The sequence below is a fragment of the Jannaschia sp. S6380 genome (genome assembly GCF_023015695.1).
Taxonomy (GTDB): domain Bacteria; phylum Pseudomonadota; class Alphaproteobacteria; order Rhodobacterales; family Rhodobacteraceae; genus Jannaschia.
On the sequence record NZ_JALKAS010000001.1, the window covers coordinates 2,017,131 to 2,032,342 of the forward strand.

The window sequence follows — 15,212 nt, forward strand, 5'->3', positions numbered from 1 at the left end:
GGCGGGTCAGCGCAAGTCGGGTGCGGTGACCGAGGCGCGGATCCTGCCGCCGGTGTCGTCGCTGTCGGCCGAGATGCCCACGCCCACCAGAACGCCGGGCGCCGTCCCGAAGGCGCGGCGGTGATCGGCGGCCAGATCGACCCGTTCGACGTGCTGGCCCGTGCCCGCCGGCCGCAGGACGACCGTTCGCATGCCGGCAAGATAGGGGCTGACCTGGATCGTACCGCGCGCATCGTCGTCGCCCCAGACATAGACCAGCACGCGGGTGGCCGGCGCCCGAAGCAGGCGTCCGGCGCGGGCCGGATCGATCCGTTCGGCGGTCGCGGCGTCCGTCCAGGCAAAATACATGGCTAGGTTGCGATCGTCGCCGCCCCGGCGGCGCAGGTCCGTCGCGGCGACGCCCTCGGCCACGGCCCAGCCCCAACTGGCGGACCGTGCGCCCCGCAATCGCGGGGGCACCGCCTTCCACAGCAGGGATACGGTGCCGTCCGACACGATCTGCAGGCCGTCGCCGCCCTGTGCGTAGTCGTTCGAAGAGAAGCGCAGGAAACCCTGTGCGCGCCAGCTTCCGTCGAAGGCGAGGGGCTCGGCCGTGGCCGGAAGTGCGAGGAGAACGAAAGCGAGGAGACACCACATGGCTCGGAGCCTAGCGCAGGCGAACGCCGCCGCCCGACACATACGCGTGAGCCGCGACGCGCCGAAAGCTGTGGAGAAGCGCATATGCGGGGTTTACAGGTCCGCGGCCCCGCTCCACCATATCTGGTATGGGCTTTGCGGGCCGCGTCATACGGATCGCGTCGGCAACAAGTTCTATGGCAGTATCGGAAGGGCACGACATGCTCCACCAACGGCAACAGTTCTCGGAAACCGGCGACCTGCACCCCATCGACCTCGTCGAGACGGTGGCCGAGCGCTACGACTGGACGTTCGACCGGGTGGGTGACGACCAGATCGCCATGGTCGTGGAGGGGCAGTGGCGCAGCTATTCGGTCACGCTTGCCTGGTCCGACCATGACGAGACGCTGCGCCTGATCTGCTGCTTCGAGATGGATCCGCCCGCGACCAGCCATCCCCGGCTTTACGAGGCGTTGAACCTGGCCAATGACGAATGCTGGGCCGGCTCGTTCAGCTACTGGGTCGAGCAGAAGATGATGGTCTACCGCTACGGCCTGGTCCTGGCCGGCGGGGCCTGCGCCGAGGTTGAGCAGATCAACCAGATGGTGGCCGAGGCCGTGCTGGCGGGCGAACGATACTACCCCGCGTTCCAGCTCGTCTGCTGGGGCGGTCGCGCGCCGGTCGACGCCATGCAGATCGCCATGGCCGAGGCCTATGGCCACGCCTGACGCTTGCCATCGGCGCGCTTCTCCCTAGGCTGCGGCGCGCAGGAGGGTTCGCGATGGAGTTCGAGAAGATCGAGGGGCGCGGCATCGTCGTCCTGGGCTGTGGTCGCATGGGTTCGGCGCTGCTATCCGGCTGGCTGGATCGCGGGTTGTCACACGCCGCCGTCACCGTGATCGACCCGGTGCCGTCCGACTGGCTGCGCGGCACCGGCGTCCATGTGAACGCCGACCTGCCCGAGGCGCCGGCGATCGCGCTGATCGCGGTCAAGCCGCAGATGATGGGCGAGGCCCTGCCCGCCTTGCGCGCCCTGTCGGACACGCTTTTCGTTTCGGTCGCGGCGGGCACGCCGATCGCCGCGTTCCAGGCCGCCTTCGGCGACGATGCCCGGATCGTTCGGGCCATGCCGAACACGCCCGCCGCCATCGGGCGCGGCATCACGGCAATCGTCGGCAACGACGCCGCCACGCCGGACGACATGGACTTGGCCGAGACCCTGCTGTCGGCCGTGGGCGAGGTCGTGCACCTGCCAGGCGAGGATCAGATGGACGCGGTGACGGGTCTGTCCGGCTCCGGCCCCGCCTATGTGTTCCACATGATCGAGGCCATGACCGACGCGGGGGTATCCCAGGGCCTGCCCCACGACCTGGCGCTGCGTCTGGCCCGCGCCACCGTCGCCGGGTCCGGCGCGCTGGCCATGACCGGCGAGACGCCGGAGCAGCTCCGCATCAACGTGACCTCGCCGAACGGCACGACGCAGGCCGGGCTGGAGGTGCTGATGGCCGAATTGCCCGATCTGATGGCGCGCACCGTCGCCGCCGCCGCCGACCGTTCGCGCGCGTTGCGGACATGACCCTCTCATTCGATGATTTCGGCAAGGTCGACATCCGCGTCGGCACCGTCACCCGGACCGAACCCTTCCCCGAGGCGCGCAAGCCGGCGATCAAGATGTGGATCGATTTCGGGGCCCTGGGCGAGCGCAAATCCTCGGCCCAGGTCACCGCGCATTACGAGATCGGGGCGCTGGTCGGACGTCAGGTCGTGGCCGTCGTGAACTTCGCACCCCGCCAGATCGGGCCCTTCATGTCGGAGGTGCTGGTCCTGGGCCTGCCCGACGACGACGGCGAGGTGGTGCTGCTGGCCCCCGACCAACCCGTCCCGAACGGGGGGCGGCTGCATTGAAACTCCTGATCTCGCGCGCCCTGCCCGACAGCGTCATGGATGCCGCCCGCGCCCGCTTCGACGTCACTTGCCGCGATACGACACAGCCGATGGATCTCCACGAGTGCCGGGCCGCTCTGGCGGACTCCGACGTGATCCTGCCGACGCTGGGCGACGCGTTCGGCGCCGACGCGTTCGGCGGCGCGATCCGGGCGAAGGGGCTCGCGAATTTCGGGGTTGGCTACAACCATATCGACGTGGATGCGGCGCGGGCCGCCGGCCTGGTCGTGACGAACACGCCGGGCGCGGTCACCGACGCGACGGCCGACACGGCGATGACCCTGATCCTGATGGCCGCGCGCCGCGCCGGCGAGGGGGAGCGGATGGTCCGCGCGGGGAAGTGGACGGGATGGCATCCGGTGCAGATGCTGGGCCTGCATGTCACCGGCAAGACCATCGGCATCGTCGGCATGGGCCGGATCGGCCAGGCCATCGCGCGCCGCTGCGCCGCCGGGTTCGGGATGGACGTCGTGTTCTGGAACCGCTCGCCCAAGGCGGTCGACGGAGCGCGGCAGATGGATAGCTTGGTGGAGTTGTGCGCCGCGGCCGATATCGTGGTCATGGCCGTCGCGGCCACACCCCAGACGCGGCATCTGATGAGCGCCGACACGCTGGCCGCGATGCGCCCCCATGCGATCCTGGTGAATATCGCCCGCGGCGACGTCGTGGACGAGGGGGCGCTGATCGACGCGCTGACGGCCGGGCGCATCGGCGGGGCCGGCCTCGACGTCTACGAACACGAACCGCATGTGCCGGATGCATTGCGCGCGTTGGAAACCGTCGTGCTGCTGCCCCATCTGGGCACCGCCGCGCTGGAGGTACGGGAGGACATGGGATCCATGGCCCTCGACAACGCAATCGCCATCGCCGAGGGGCGCGAACCACCAAACCCGGTATGATCCGCACAGCGCGGCTGGAGACGGTCTACGGCCCGGTATGGGTGGCAGGGGCGGATGACGCGCTCGCCCAACTGCGCCTGCCGGGGAACGCCCCCGATCCGGACTGGACCGACGATCCCGACGCCTTTCCCGAGGCACGCCGCCAACTCGGCGCTTATTTTGACCGGAAGCTGACGACGTTCGATCTGGATCTCGCACCCGAAGGCACGGACTTCCAGCGCCGCGTCTGGGCCGCGCTGCGGGACATCCCCTTCGGCCAAACGGCGAGCTATGCCGACATCGCCCGGACCGTCGGCCGGCCCGGCGGCACGCAGGCCGTGGGCCAGGCCAACGGGCGCAACCCGCTGCCGGTCGTGATCCCGTGCCATCGGGTGATCGGCGCGGACGGATCGCTCGGCGGGTTCAGTGGTGGGACGGAGATGAAGCGCATCCTTCTCGATCTCGAAGGCCTGCGGTTCGAGGACGCACAACCGCGGCTTCTCTGACCCCGTCCCCGTTCGACGCTTAGATCCCGTCGATGCAGACGTATTTCGTCTCCAGGTAGTCCTCCAGACCTTGGCTTCCGCCTTCCTTGCCGAGGCCGCTTTCCTTGACCCCGCCGAACGGGGCCTCGACGGTGGTAATCAGGCCCGAATTGATCCCGATCATCCCGTATTGCAGCCCCTCGTTCATGCGGAACGCCCGGCTCAGATCGCGCGTGTAGGCATAGCAAGCAAGGCCGTAGACCGTGGCGTTCGCCATCTCGATCGCCTGCTCCTCGGTCTCGAACCCGAAGACCGGGGCGAGGGGGCCGAAGATCTCCTCGGTGGCGAACTTCATGGCCTGAGTCGCGCCGGTCACCACCGTCGGCTCGAAGAAGGTGCCGCCCTTTTCGTGCCGCGCGCCGCCGGTGACGATCTCGGCGCCCTTCTCGCGCGCGTCGGCCACGAATTCCTCGACCTTCTCGACGGCGTCCGCGTCGATCATCGGTCCCTGCTCGACGCCGTCCTCGCGACCGTCACCGACCTTCATGGCGCGTGTCTTCGCCACCAGCTTCTCGACGAAGGCGTCGTGGATGCCGGCCTGCACGTAGATGCGATTGGCGCAGACGCAGGTCTGCCCGGCATTGCGGAATTTCGACACCATCGCGCCCTCGACCGCCGCGTCGATATCGGCGTCGTCGAACACGATGAACGGCGCGTTGCCGCCCAGCTCCATCGAGACCTTCTTCACCGTATCCGCCGATTGCCGGATCAGCTCCTTGCCGACCTCGGTCGAGCCGGTGAATGTGATCTTGCGGACGCGCGCATCCGCCATCATCGCGCCCGCGATCTCGCGCGCGGACCCCGTCACGACGTTCACGACGCCCGCAGGATAGCCGACCTCCTCGGCCAGCGCGCCCCAGGCGAGACCGCTATAGGGTGTGGCCGTCGCGGGCTTGGCGACCACGGTGCAGCCCACCGCCAGGGCGGGCGCGATCTTGCGGGCCAGCATGCTGCTGGGGAAGTTCCAAGGCGTGATCATGCCGACCACACCGATGGCGTGCTTCGTCACCAGGATGCGGCGTCCGTTCACGCCGGCGGGCACGATCTCGCCCTTGGCGCGGCGCGCCTCCTCGGCGAACCAGCGGACGTATTGCGCGCCGATGGCAATCTCGCCCTTGGCCTCGGCCAGCGGCTTGCCCATCTCAACGGTCAGCAGCTCGGCCAGGTCCGCCTGATTGTCCATCAGGGCGTCGTGCAGCTTCCATAGCAGCGCGCACCGCTCCATCAGCGTCATGTCGCGGAAGGCGGGAAACGCATCGGCGGCCGCGGCGACGGCCCGCTCGGTCTCGGCCCGGCCGGCCTTCGGAACCGTGCCGATCACCGATCCGTCCACCGGGTTCGTCACGTCGATGGTCGCCCCGCCATCGGCGCCGACCCATTCGCCGCCGATCAGGTCCGCCTCTTTCATCCAGTCCCGGAATGCCATCGTCTATCCTCGCGTGAAGGTGAATGTGGTCGTCTGTTCATAGGTCTCGCCCGGGCGAAGCGTCGCGTCGGGAAATCCGTCCTGGTTCGGCGCGTCCGGCCAGACCTGCGGCTCCAGCGCCGTGCCGGCATGGGCGCGATAGGTCCGCCCGTCGATGCCCGGCACCGGCGTCGCGAGCAGCGCGCCGTTATAGACCTGCAGGCCCGGTTCGGTCGTGGCAAGCGTCATCGACAGGTCGCCCGCCCGCAGGGTCGCGACCGGCCGCAGGGGCACGCGCGCATCCGACAGGCAGAGGTTGTGATCCAAGAGCCCGTCGCCCGGCAACGCGCGTCCCGCGCGAAAGTCAAACCGCGTGCCGTCGACCGGGGCCACGCCCGTGGGGATCAGGTCGTCATCCACCGGCACGTAGCGGTCGGCCGCGACGGTCAGGATGTGATCCGAGATGTCGGACGCCCCCGACAGGTTCCAGTAGGTATGATGCGCCAGGTTGCAGATCGTGGTCGCCCGCGTCGTCGCGCGGTAAGCCGCGCGCAGGGTCGCGTCCGGCGCGCAGGTGAACAGCGCCTCGATCCGCATGGCGCCGGGAAACCCCATCTCGCCATCGGCGAGCGAGAGGCCGAAGCGGATCGCGCGGGCGTCATGATCCAGCACCTCCCACACGCGCTTGCCGGTCCCCGCCGCGCCGCCATGCAGCGTGTGCCTGTCGCGGAAGTTCGGATCGGTGCGATGCTCCACCCCATCGAGCGCAAAGCGGGCATCGCCGATGCGGTTGGCGAAGCGCCCCGCCGTCGCACCCATGTAGTTCGAATGCTCCGGGTAGTGATCGAGGTCCGCCAGCCCCAGCACCAGCGGATGATCCACCCCGTCCAGACGCAGGTCATGCAGGATCGCGCCCATGTCGGTGAAGCGCGCGGTCAGGCCGTGGCCGGATATGGCGAAGCTCGGGCGGCTCATCCCAGGCCCAGATGCGCGGCCACCCGGCGGGCCGTCATCTCGGAGACGCGGGCGTTCGCCTCGGCGGTCACTCCGCCGATATGCGGCGTCAGGATCAGGTTCGGCACGCCCGCGAACGGGTTGTCCGCGCCCAGCGGCTCCGCCCCGAACGTATCCAGCGCCGCGCCGCCGAGATGGCCGGCGCGCAAGGCGTCGCAAAGCGCCGCCTCGTCCACCACGCCGCCGCGCGCCGCGTTGATCAGGATCGCGCCGGGCTTCATCGCGGCGAGGACGCGCGCGTCGATCATGCCGCGCGTCTCGTCCGTCAGCGGCACGTGCAGCGTGACGACGTCGGATTGGGTCAGGACCTCCTCCTCCGTGCCCTCCATCGCGCCGGGAAAGTCGTCGGCATAAGGATCGGAGGCGAGGCAGGACATCCCCATCGCCGCGCCCAGCTTCGCCGTCGCGCGCGCGATCTCGCCATAGCCGACGAGGCCAAGGGTCTTGCCCGCGATCTCCCGCCCCTGCCCGGCCTTCGCCCGTGGCCAGTCGCCCGCCTCCATCCCGGCGCGCATGTCATAGGCCCCGCGTAGAAGCATCGCCGCCGTCGTGATGACGTATTCCGCGACCGACAACGTGTTGGCCCCGGTCGCCGGGAACACCGCGATGTCATGCGCGGCGCAGCCATCCATGTCGATATTGTCGAGGCCCACGCCCAGCCGCCCGACGCAGGAGAACCCGGCATAGAGCAGGTCGCCGCGCACCTGCGTCCGGTTGCGCACGATCAGGGCCTGCGCGTCCTTGGCCAGCGCCCCCAGATCTTCGGGCCGATCCGGCAGGTCGGGCTCGTAGGTGACATCCGCCCGCGCGCGGAGCCAGTCGACCCAGGCCTCGTCCATGAATTCGGTGATCAGGATCATTCGCATCCTTTCCCGGGGGCGCTGCCCCCGCCTTCGGCTCCCCCGAGGTATTTTCTGCAAGATGAGGTCATGCGCCGCGCCCGCGCAGGTCGATGGCCTGACCGGCGCGGGCGCTTTCCTCCGCCGCCTCGCCCACCATCACGGACCAGTAGCCGTCTTGCAGCGTGACCTCCGGTTCGCCCCGTCCGGTCCGCACGAGATTGAGGAACCGTTCGTGCTGATAGTAGGTCGAGCCGTGATGGTCGCCCGCGATCAGGAGTTCGGGCGGCGTGTGGATCGTCTCGCGTACCTCCTCCTTGAGGGCGCGGACGGATGTCACGAACTGCGCCTCGTGCGGGCGACCGTCGGGCGCGAAACGGGCGGGGCCGGGGATGAACGCCTCGCAGCGCGCGTTCGGGCCGGTGACGGCGATGCTCTCCTGCCAATGCGAGCCCTCGGCGAACATGCACAGGTCGAGCATCCCGCGCGTGCCGTTCGCGAAATCCACCACGACGAAGGCGTTGTCGACGATGTCCGGCACACCCCCGGCATAGCGTTCGTCCCGGTGGTTCACGTCGACCCCGGCCGACGCGTAGACCCGGACCGGATCCGATTTCAGCATCAGCCGCATCAGGTCCCAGAAGTGGCAGCATTTCTCGACCAGAGTGCCGCCCGTCCGGGCGTTGAAGCGGTTCCAGTCGTCGACCTTCTGGAGAAACGGAAAGCGGTGTTCGCGGATCGACACCATGCGGGGGGCGCCCACGGCCCCCTGATCCAGCGCCTGCAGCAGGCGTTGGACGGGCGGCATGTAGCGGTACTCCATCGCCACCCAGATCGGCGCCATCCGTCCCTTGGCCATGCTCAACAGGTCGCGGCAATCGGCGGTGGTGGTCGCCAGCGGCTTTTCCACCAGGATCGGCTTGTCGGTCGCCATCAGCCGCTGCAACAGCCCCGCGTGCAGGTCGTTGGGCGCCGCGATCAGGTAGGCGTCGCAGGTGCCGGCGGCGATCATCGCCTCGGGGTCGTCGAACCCCTCGGCGCCGGCGGCCTGCATGGACAGGGCACGCATCGCGGGGTCGGGGTCGGCCACGGCGGCGACGCAGACCCCGTCCAGCAGGGCGATGTTGCGGATATGCTCCTGCCCCATCATGCCCGCGCCGATCAGGCCGTAGCGGATCATGCGCCCAGCTCCAGCACCGGAAGGTCCAGCCCCGCCGCGACCCCGCGCAGCGTATCGGCATGGTCGCCGTAAGCCAGCGCCATGTGATGCTCCAGCCCGCTGGCCATGACGTCGGCGCAAACGGCCGGCGCGCCCCGGTCGAAGCGGATCACGCCGCTGGTGCCGGTGAACGCCATCGGCCGGTCCAGCACCTCGCCCGTGGCGACGATCACCTGCGGCCTGCCTTGCGCCTGGCTGAGCCGGAACAGGGTCACGCGGCCGGCCTTCAGCGGAAACTCCAACAGCAGCGCCTGCTTGCGATTGGTGTGGACCGTCGCATCCGGCGCGCGCGCGGCCATCGAGGCGGGCGCCTGGCCGCAATGCCAGACCACGCCGGTCTCCTCGTCCATGTCGACCAGATCGGCCAGGAAGACCGGCGCGTCGGCCACGTCCTGCAGGATAGCCTGCGTCACCGCGCCATAGACATCCGCCTCGCAGGCGCAGGGGGTCCGCGCCTCGCCCAGCATAGAGACCGGGCCGCAAACCGCGCCGCCGTATTCCGTGAACGTCTCGGGCCAGCAGCGGATCGCCATCGCGTCGAAGCGATGCTCCTGCCGCAGCGCATCCAGCGCGCCGGCCAGCCGCAGCGATCTGTCCCGCTCGCCCGCGTCCAGCGCCTCGATCCCGCCGAGGCGGTCGGCCTGCGTGGCGTATGGCGCGACCGCCTCGGCCGGCAAGGCGCGCGCGCGGTCGAACAGGTCGGGCAGCGCCAGTTCCGTCACCTCGGCCCCGGTCAGGTCACGCAAGGCGCTGCGGTCATAGGCGCAGGTGTCGAAGCCCGCGGGCCGCTCGCCGATCCGCGCGATCCGCAGGTCGCGGCGGATGGCGACCGGGGCCGCATCGGTCGGCGTGCCGTGTTTCGGGGCGATCTCCGGCCCGGTCAGCAGGGCGTTCAGGTCCACGTCGTCGCCATAGGCCCAGACGAACCGGCGCTCGTTCAGGCCGAGCGCATGGGACAGAAGGTTCAGCCCGCAAAAGGCGTTCAGGCGCAGGCGCCCGCCCTCGCGCGGTTCCGGCACGGCCCAGATCGCGACACGGCCTGCGTGGCCGATGGCGGCCCGGGTCGCAAAGGCGGCGTCCGTGAACGTCACCTGCAGGATCAACAGGACATCCGACCCGGCGACCTGCGCCAGCGCCGCATCGTCCGCCTCCATCAGCAGGCGACGTGGGCCGGTGATCTCATGCCCCGACGCGTCCAGTTGCGCCAGCATCACGGCCAGCTTCTCCTCGGCATAGGGCACGTCGAAGGTCGGTCGTCCCAGCGGCAGGATCCCGACCCGCATCAGATATCGCCGTAGCCGTGGCGGAAGCCCGCGCTCGCGTCGATGAAATCGAGCCCCTTGCCGCCATAGACGTCATGCGCGTGCCAAGGCGTCGCCTTCGCATCGGTCAGCGCGTTGAGTTCGGCCATGTAGGGCACCGAGTCCCCGGCCAAACCCGCGCGCATTGCGTCGAGGTCGGGCCAGGCGTTGAACGCGTCGAGCCAGATCGCCCGCCCGGCCAGATAGCCCGACGCGCCGGCGGCATAGGCGTAGTCCAGCACCGTCTTGAAATCCGGCTTGCCCGCGCCCGCCGACAGCATGACCCAGGGCCGCCCGGCGAGCCGCCCCATCTCGTCGAACAGGGCCCGGACCGACGCGTCGCCCGCGGCGATCCCCTTGGCCGGGACCGGGCTTTCCAGCTTGAAGACGTCGACGCCGTACTCCGCGCCCGCGAAAGCCTCGACGCTGGCGAGGACATGATCGGAATGCTTGGTCGCCATCTCGGTGTAGTCGCTGGTCTGCTCGGCATCGCTGTCGACCGGGTGGACCAGAAGCTCGAACAGGAACGGGATGTCGAACCGCGCGCAGGCCTCGCCGACGCGCTTGACGAAATCGTGCTGGGCGCTGCGCACCGCATCCGACACGTCGGGCCGGTACCAGGCCAGCACCTTGACCGCGTCGCCACCCATCCGCTTGATCTTGCCCACGGACCAGTCGTCGATCTCGGCCGAATGGCGGCCCTGCCCCGTCTCGCGAAACAGGCTGTCCTCAAGCGTCACGATAAGGCCCTTGCGCGGATCGAAGACCTGCCAGCCATGCGGGATCGCGTAGTGGGGGTCCAGCAGCATCGCCGTGGACGACGGCTGCAACGCCTCCAGCAGCATCGTCTTGACCGCCGCCACGTCCGCCCAGGGCGCCTCGCCCCCGTGATGGGCCGCGATCGGGCCCTTGATCGGCGGGCGCTGGTCGACGGCGGTCATCTTGAAGCGGCCGGCATCGTCCGCCATGCGGCGGAATCCCAGCTGCTTGCCGGGGGTCAGGGTCAAGGGCATCGTTCCTCCAGGTCGTGCGCCGTGGGATAGACCTCCCATCCCCCGGCGCGCGTGCATTTGATCGCGGCGGCACGATTGGCGAAATGGCTGGCGGCGTCCAGCCCCTGCCTGCGCCCGAGCGCCAGCGCGAATGCACCATGCCAGAGATCGCCGGCGCCCAGGGTATCGACGACCGCGACCTTGGGCGCGGGGATATGCGGCCCGCCCGCCCAGACCACACCGTCCGGCCCGTCGGTATAGGCCACCCGCCCCGGAAGCCGTCGCGCGGCATCGGCCAGCGCGGGCCCCAGCGCGTCGATCCCGGTGAAGTCGCGCAGACCGGGGGCCGAGAACACGACATGGCTGGCCAGCGCGGCGAGCGGTTCGGGCGTGTACTTCTCGCCGTCCAGCACGCCGGGTAGGTCGCGGTCGCGGGCCCCGCGCAGCACGGCCCCCGCCGCCTCGGGCCAGCGGCAGTCGGTCAGCGCCGCGTCGAAACCCGGGATCGGCGGGGGCGTCGTGGGCAGGTCCGCGCCCGGGAAGTTCACGATCATCCGCTCGCCCGCCGCATCGACCATCACCGAGGACAGCGGCGTGCGCCCGCCGCGCGCGAGGGCCGGCGTCACGCCCGCGTCCTCCAGCATCGCGGCCAGTTCGTCGCCGGTCGCATCGCGCCCCAGCCGCGCCATCAGCGTGACCTCGGCCCCCAGACGCGCGGCGCCGACGGCGGCGTTGGCCGCGCATCCACCGCCGATCCGGTCGAAGGCATGGCTGCGATGCTTGGCCCCGCCCGACGGCAGCGCGTCCATCCGGTGGACGTAATCCATCACCGCGATGCCGCAGACCAGAAGCCGCGTCATCGGTCCACCGGCAGGCCCGAGGGCACCGCGTCCGGCACGCCCAGGCGGCCGTACCGGCTTTCCCCACCCTCCAGCGCGCCGAGGAACGCGACCAGATCGGCCACCTCCGCCTCGGACAGGGCGACCGGTTCGATGTCTATCGCCGCCGCCACGCGCGCCATTTCCCGCGTGTCGGAGCGGATGACGAAATCCGTAGCCCCCAGCCAGTCGGCGTCGGGCAGGCGCGCGAGGTCCGGCGTCCATTCGGCCAGCCCCGCCACCGGGTCGGCGTGGTGCCGGACAATCCCCGCCAGCGTCGGATAGGCGCCGTTATGGCCCCAGGGCTCGGTCAGGGTAACGTTGCGCAGGCTCGGCGTGCGGAAACGATAGGCGTCGGCCAGATCGTCCGTCTCTGCCATGCGGCCCACGTCGCGCGGCATCGGATCGAAGCGCCGCGTCCGCCCCGGACCGACGGGCGGGATGGCCAGCGCATGGAACCCGTGATCGGTGAAGAGCGGCCCGGAATGGCACGACGCACAGTTGGCCCGCCCGAAGAACAGCACGCGCCCCCGCTCCTGCGCAGGCGCCAATGGCGTGCCGTCCAGATACGCGTCCCAGGGCGCGTCGAGCGAGCGCCATTCGGCGTTCATGAAATCCGCCAGCGCGATGGCGATATGGGTGATCTCCACCGCCTCGGGGCCGGGCAGATCGAAGGCCGCGACGAACATCTCGCCATATTCGGGAATCACCCGCACGCGCTTGGCCAGGATCGGCCAGGCCGCGTCGATCCGGTCGTGGATCGCGCCCGATATCTCGTTCTCGTCGGGGTTGCCCGCCATCTCGAACTGCGCGGTCAGCGGAAATATCGCCTGCACCGCCAGAAGGTTCGGCAAGCCGTCCGGCAGCCATTCCTCCGCCGGGCTATCATAGCCGTTGTCATATGCGTCCGACAGGCCGACGCGGCCATCATGGAAGAAGGTCGTGAACGCGGTCGCGCCGATGTTCCAGAGCCCCGGCGCGTTGCGGGGCACCCGCTTGCGGATCGCATCGCGCCCCGCCCCGGCATCGCGGCGGACGCCCACGCCGCGCCCGCCCTCGCCGATCCCGAGGCTCAGCGCGTCGGCCGAGAACGTGTCGTGGTGGTGGCACGTCCCGCAGGAGATGTTGCGGTTGCCCGACAGGATCGGGTCGTAGAACAGAAACTGCCCCAGCTTCGCACGTGCATCGTCGAACGGGTGGAACGTCACCTCTTCCGCCGGGGCGGGGCCGGCCGCTAGTGTCAGGCCGAGAAGGAGGATCGCATGCGCAAGTTTCACGCCGTGATCATGGCGGCTGCCGTGGCCATGTCCAGCCCCGCCGGCGCCGATATCGAGGTCGCCCGCGACCTGATGGAGGCCGGCGATTTCGTCGCCGCGCGCGAAGCGCTCTGGCCCGCCGCCCGGTCCGGCAACGCCGATGCGGAGGAGTTGATCGGCGTGATGTACGCGCTGGGTCTCGGCGTCGCGAAGGACGAGCGACGCGCCTTCGAATGGTACCTGCGCAGTGCGATGAAGGGCCATCCCGGCGCGCAATCCGGTGTCGGCTGGTACTACGAGGTCGGGCTCGGCATGCCGGCCCCCGACCTGGTACGCGCCTATATGTGGTACGTCCTGTCGACCATCGGCGGCGACCCCGACGCCGCCATCAGCCAGGAGGAGATCGCCCGCAAGATGACGCCCGGACAGATCGATGCCGCGCTGGAACTGGTCGAGGACTACAAGGCCTGGATGTACCCGTTCCGCTGATTGCAGGAACCCGGGTGCGGGCCGGCCGGTTGATGGGGCAACCACGCAGGATCCGCCATGACCCCCGCCAACATACTCGCCCGAACCGTGCAGGCGGCGCTCGCGCTGACCGTCGTCGGCGCGCTCATCGTCATGAAGTGGTATCTGGCCTTCGTGGCAGGCGCCGCGTTGGCGCTCAGCCTGGCGCCCGAGGCGGCGATGCAGCGGATGGGCGGGCGGATGCCGCGCAGCTTCTCGGCCGGGATCGTCCTGTTCCTCGCCGGGACGCTGGTGCTGGGCGAGGCGATGAACTTCTACGAGAAGCTCTGGTGGTGGGATCTGCTGCTGCATTTCGGCTCGGCCGTGGGTCTTGGCCTGCTGGCGTTCCTCATGGCCTTCATGGTGTTCGAGGGCGAACGCTATGCCGCGCCGCCCACCGCACTCGCGGTGATCGCCATCGCAGGCGCGCTGGCCATCGGTGCCCTGTGGGAGATCTTCGAGTACGGGATGGACACCACGTTCGGCATGAACATGCAGAAATCGGGCCTGGACGACACGATGCATGACCTGATCGTCGACGCGCTGGGCGCTGCGGCAGCGGGGGCGTTCGGTCGCATCTGGCTGACGCGGCGACACCGACAGGACCAGAATGGCCCGATGGACGAATTCGTGCGCCACAACCACGGCTGGATTCGCCGGATCCTGCGCGGGGACGGCCGGGCCTGAAACTAGGCTGGCGGGCCCGGGGCGACCTGGCTCGGCCGCCCCCGGCAAGGGGTCAGTTCATGTCGGTTTCGCGCCGGGCGTTCACGCTCTCTTCGGCCTCGGCGATGGCGGCACGGAAGTTCGCCAGCATCTCCTCGCCGCCATCGACGTTCTCGGCGAACCAGTCATAGACGGGCGAAGCCGCGTCCTGGAACGCCTGCTTCTGCTCGGGCGTGGGCACGTAGAGATCGCCGCCCCCGGCCACGAAATCCTCGTAGGCCTGGATGGACTTGCGCTTGGGGCTGGCGAAGGTCGCCTGCTGCAACTGCGCGAAGCCGTCGACGACGACACGCTTCAGGTCATCCGGCATGGACTGGAACGCCTCGTTGTTCATGATCCAGAGCGCGCCCATATAGGCATGGCCGTCCAGCGTCATGTATTGCAGGCCCGCATCGGGGAACTTCATGCCCATGATGTCTGTGATGCCGTTCTTGGAACCTTCGACCACGCCGGTCTGCAGCGAGGTGAACAGCTCCGGCCACGGGATCGGGGTGGGCGAGGCGCCGAGGGCGCGCACGAGTTCCTGCGGCAGGTCGGCGACCACGGTGCGGATCTTCATCCCCTCGAGATCCGTGGGCGTCTCGATCCGCTTCTGCGTGTTGGCGAAGTTGCGCCAGCCGCCGGTATTGCCGATCGTCATAAGCCGGACCGCGCCGCCGGTATCCTCCAGGATCCGCTCTCTGAGTTGATTGGTGAGGTCGGTCGAGGTCAGGACCTCCTCGGCGATGCGGTCATCGGACATCAGGTACGGCAGATCGAAGATCTGCACGTAGGGAACGATGTTCGCCAGGCCCGAGGACGTGGAGATGTAGATGTCGATCGAGCCGTCGGCCACGCCCTGGATGCACTCGTCGGGCGCCGAGCAAAGCTGCGTCCCGATGAACAGCTCGACCGCGATCGCGCCGTTGGACGCCGATTCCACGTAGTTCTTGAATACGACGAGGCCGTCGTAATCCTCGTCGTTCTCGTTCGAATTGGCCGTCGCCCGGAGGGTGATGTCCTGCGCCATCGCCGGCACGGCCATGATCGCGGCCAGCGCGCCCGCCTTGAGGATGGTGGTGAATTTCATGGTCTCTCTCCCTTTTGGACCTGT

General features: G+C 69.4%; 17 protein-coding genes. 7 read left to right on the top strand and 10 right to left on the bottom strand.

The features are described from left to right. Positions 1-6 precede the first annotated feature (6 nt). On the bottom strand, positions 7-636 hold the full coding sequence (locus tag MWU52_RS10435) for a DUF3047 domain-containing protein (RefSeq protein WP_246951758.1): 630 nt from the start codon (positions 634-636) through the stop codon (positions 7-9). A 200-nt stretch (positions 637-836) separates the two neighbouring features. Between MWU52_RS10435 and MWU52_RS10440 the strand changes: the two genes are divergently transcribed. Genes MWU52_RS10440 through MWU52_RS10460 form a run of 5 tightly spaced genes read left to right on the top strand, consistent with a single transcriptional unit; the run spans position 837 to position 3,943 of the window. Further along, positions 837-1,343, top strand: coding sequence for a YbjN domain-containing protein (locus MWU52_RS10440; protein WP_246951760.1), 507 nt, complete (start codon positions 837-839; stop codon positions 1,341-1,343). 53 nt (positions 1,344-1,396) lie between these two features. Continuing rightward, positions 1,397-2,191, top strand: a complete 795-nt coding sequence (proC, locus tag MWU52_RS10445; protein WP_246951762.1) for a pyrroline-5-carboxylate reductase — start codon at positions 1,397-1,399, stop codon at positions 2,189-2,191. Further along, the gene (locus tag MWU52_RS10450; RefSeq protein ID WP_246951763.1) at positions 2,188-2,520 is read left to right on the top strand and encodes a tRNA-binding protein; all 333 of its coding nucleotides are present in this window, start codon (positions 2,188-2,190) and stop codon (positions 2,518-2,520) included. The genes proC and MWU52_RS10450 overlap by 4 nt, the downstream gene beginning before the upstream one ends. Next, positions 2,517-3,458: a D-glycerate dehydrogenase gene (locus MWU52_RS10455; protein WP_246951765.1), complete on the top strand. Its 942-nt coding sequence runs from the start codon at positions 2,517-2,519 to the stop codon at positions 3,456-3,458. The genes MWU52_RS10450 and MWU52_RS10455 overlap by 4 nt, the downstream gene beginning before the upstream one ends. Continuing rightward, on the top strand, positions 3,455-3,943 hold the full coding sequence (locus MWU52_RS10460; protein ID WP_246951767.1) for a methylated-DNA--[protein]-cysteine S-methyltransferase: 489 nt from the start codon (positions 3,455-3,457) through the stop codon (positions 3,941-3,943). The genes MWU52_RS10455 and MWU52_RS10460 overlap by 4 nt, the downstream gene beginning before the upstream one ends. Before the next feature lie 19 nt (positions 3,944-3,962). Here MWU52_RS10460 and MWU52_RS10465 read toward each other — a convergent pair whose 3' ends face one another. The 8 genes from MWU52_RS10465 to MWU52_RS10500 all read right to left on the bottom strand — a co-directional run bounded on the left by MWU52_RS10465 (position 3,963) and on the right by MWU52_RS10500 (position 12,907). Then, positions 3,963-5,408 (bottom strand): NAD-dependent succinate-semialdehyde dehydrogenase, encoded by a 1,446-nt coding sequence (locus tag MWU52_RS10465; protein ID WP_246951769.1) that lies wholly within the window; start codon positions 5,406-5,408, stop codon positions 3,963-3,965. A gap of 3 nt (positions 5,409-5,411) precedes the next feature. Further along, complete coding sequence (locus tag MWU52_RS10470) at positions 5,412-6,362, bottom strand: aldose epimerase family protein (protein ID WP_246951771.1); 951 nt, start codon at positions 6,360-6,362, stop codon at positions 5,412-5,414. After that, positions 6,359-7,261: a hydroxyacid dehydrogenase gene (locus tag MWU52_RS10475; RefSeq protein WP_246951772.1), complete on the bottom strand. Its 903-nt coding sequence runs from the start codon at positions 7,259-7,261 to the stop codon at positions 6,359-6,361. The genes MWU52_RS10470 and MWU52_RS10475 overlap by 4 nt, the downstream gene beginning before the upstream one ends. 67 nt (positions 7,262-7,328) lie before the next feature. Further along, positions 7,329-8,420 carry a Gfo/Idh/MocA family oxidoreductase gene (locus tag MWU52_RS10480; protein ID WP_246951774.1) on the bottom strand — a complete coding sequence of 364 codons (1,092 nt, stop codon included), beginning with the start codon at positions 8,418-8,420 and terminating at the stop codon, positions 7,329-7,331. Further along, entirely contained in the window at positions 8,417-9,742 is a 1,326-nt protein-coding gene (locus MWU52_RS10485; protein ID WP_246951776.1) for a hypothetical protein, read from the bottom strand. Before MWU52_RS10485 ends, MWU52_RS10480 begins: the two co-directional genes overlap by 4 nt. Next, positions 9,742-10,773 (bottom strand): tagatose 1,6-diphosphate aldolase, encoded by a 1,032-nt coding sequence (locus MWU52_RS10490; RefSeq protein WP_246951778.1) that lies wholly within the window; start codon positions 10,771-10,773, stop codon positions 9,742-9,744. Before MWU52_RS10490 ends, MWU52_RS10485 begins: the two co-directional genes overlap by 1 nt. Further along, positions 10,764-11,612 (bottom strand): PfkB family carbohydrate kinase, encoded by an 849-nt coding sequence (locus MWU52_RS10495; protein WP_246951780.1) that lies wholly within the window; start codon positions 11,610-11,612, stop codon positions 10,764-10,766. Before MWU52_RS10495 ends, MWU52_RS10490 begins: the two co-directional genes overlap by 10 nt. Beyond that, positions 11,609-12,907 (bottom strand): cytochrome c peroxidase, encoded by a 1,299-nt coding sequence (locus MWU52_RS10500; RefSeq protein ID WP_246951782.1) that lies wholly within the window; start codon positions 12,905-12,907, stop codon positions 11,609-11,611. The genes MWU52_RS10495 and MWU52_RS10500 overlap by 4 nt, the downstream gene beginning before the upstream one ends. On the opposite strand from MWU52_RS10500, the gene MWU52_RS10505 reads away from it, so the two are divergent. After that, a complete protein-coding gene (locus MWU52_RS10505; RefSeq protein WP_246951784.1) occupies positions 12,893-13,375 on the top strand; it encodes a tetratricopeptide repeat protein in 483 nt (160 codons plus the stop codon). The genes MWU52_RS10500 and MWU52_RS10505 overlap by 15 nt on opposite strands. Positions 13,376-13,432: 57 nt before the next feature. Next, complete coding sequence (locus MWU52_RS10510; RefSeq protein ID WP_246951786.1) at positions 13,433-14,080, top strand: hypothetical protein; 648 nt, start codon at positions 13,433-13,435, stop codon at positions 14,078-14,080. Between the two features lie 52 nt (positions 14,081-14,132). Here the strand turns inward: MWU52_RS10510 and dctP are convergent, their stop codons facing one another. Next, complete coding sequence (dctP, locus tag MWU52_RS10515) at positions 14,133-15,143, bottom strand: TRAP transporter substrate-binding protein DctP (protein WP_246952857.1); 1,011 nt, start codon at positions 15,141-15,143, stop codon at positions 14,133-14,135. Positions 15,144-15,212 lie beyond the last annotated feature (69 nt).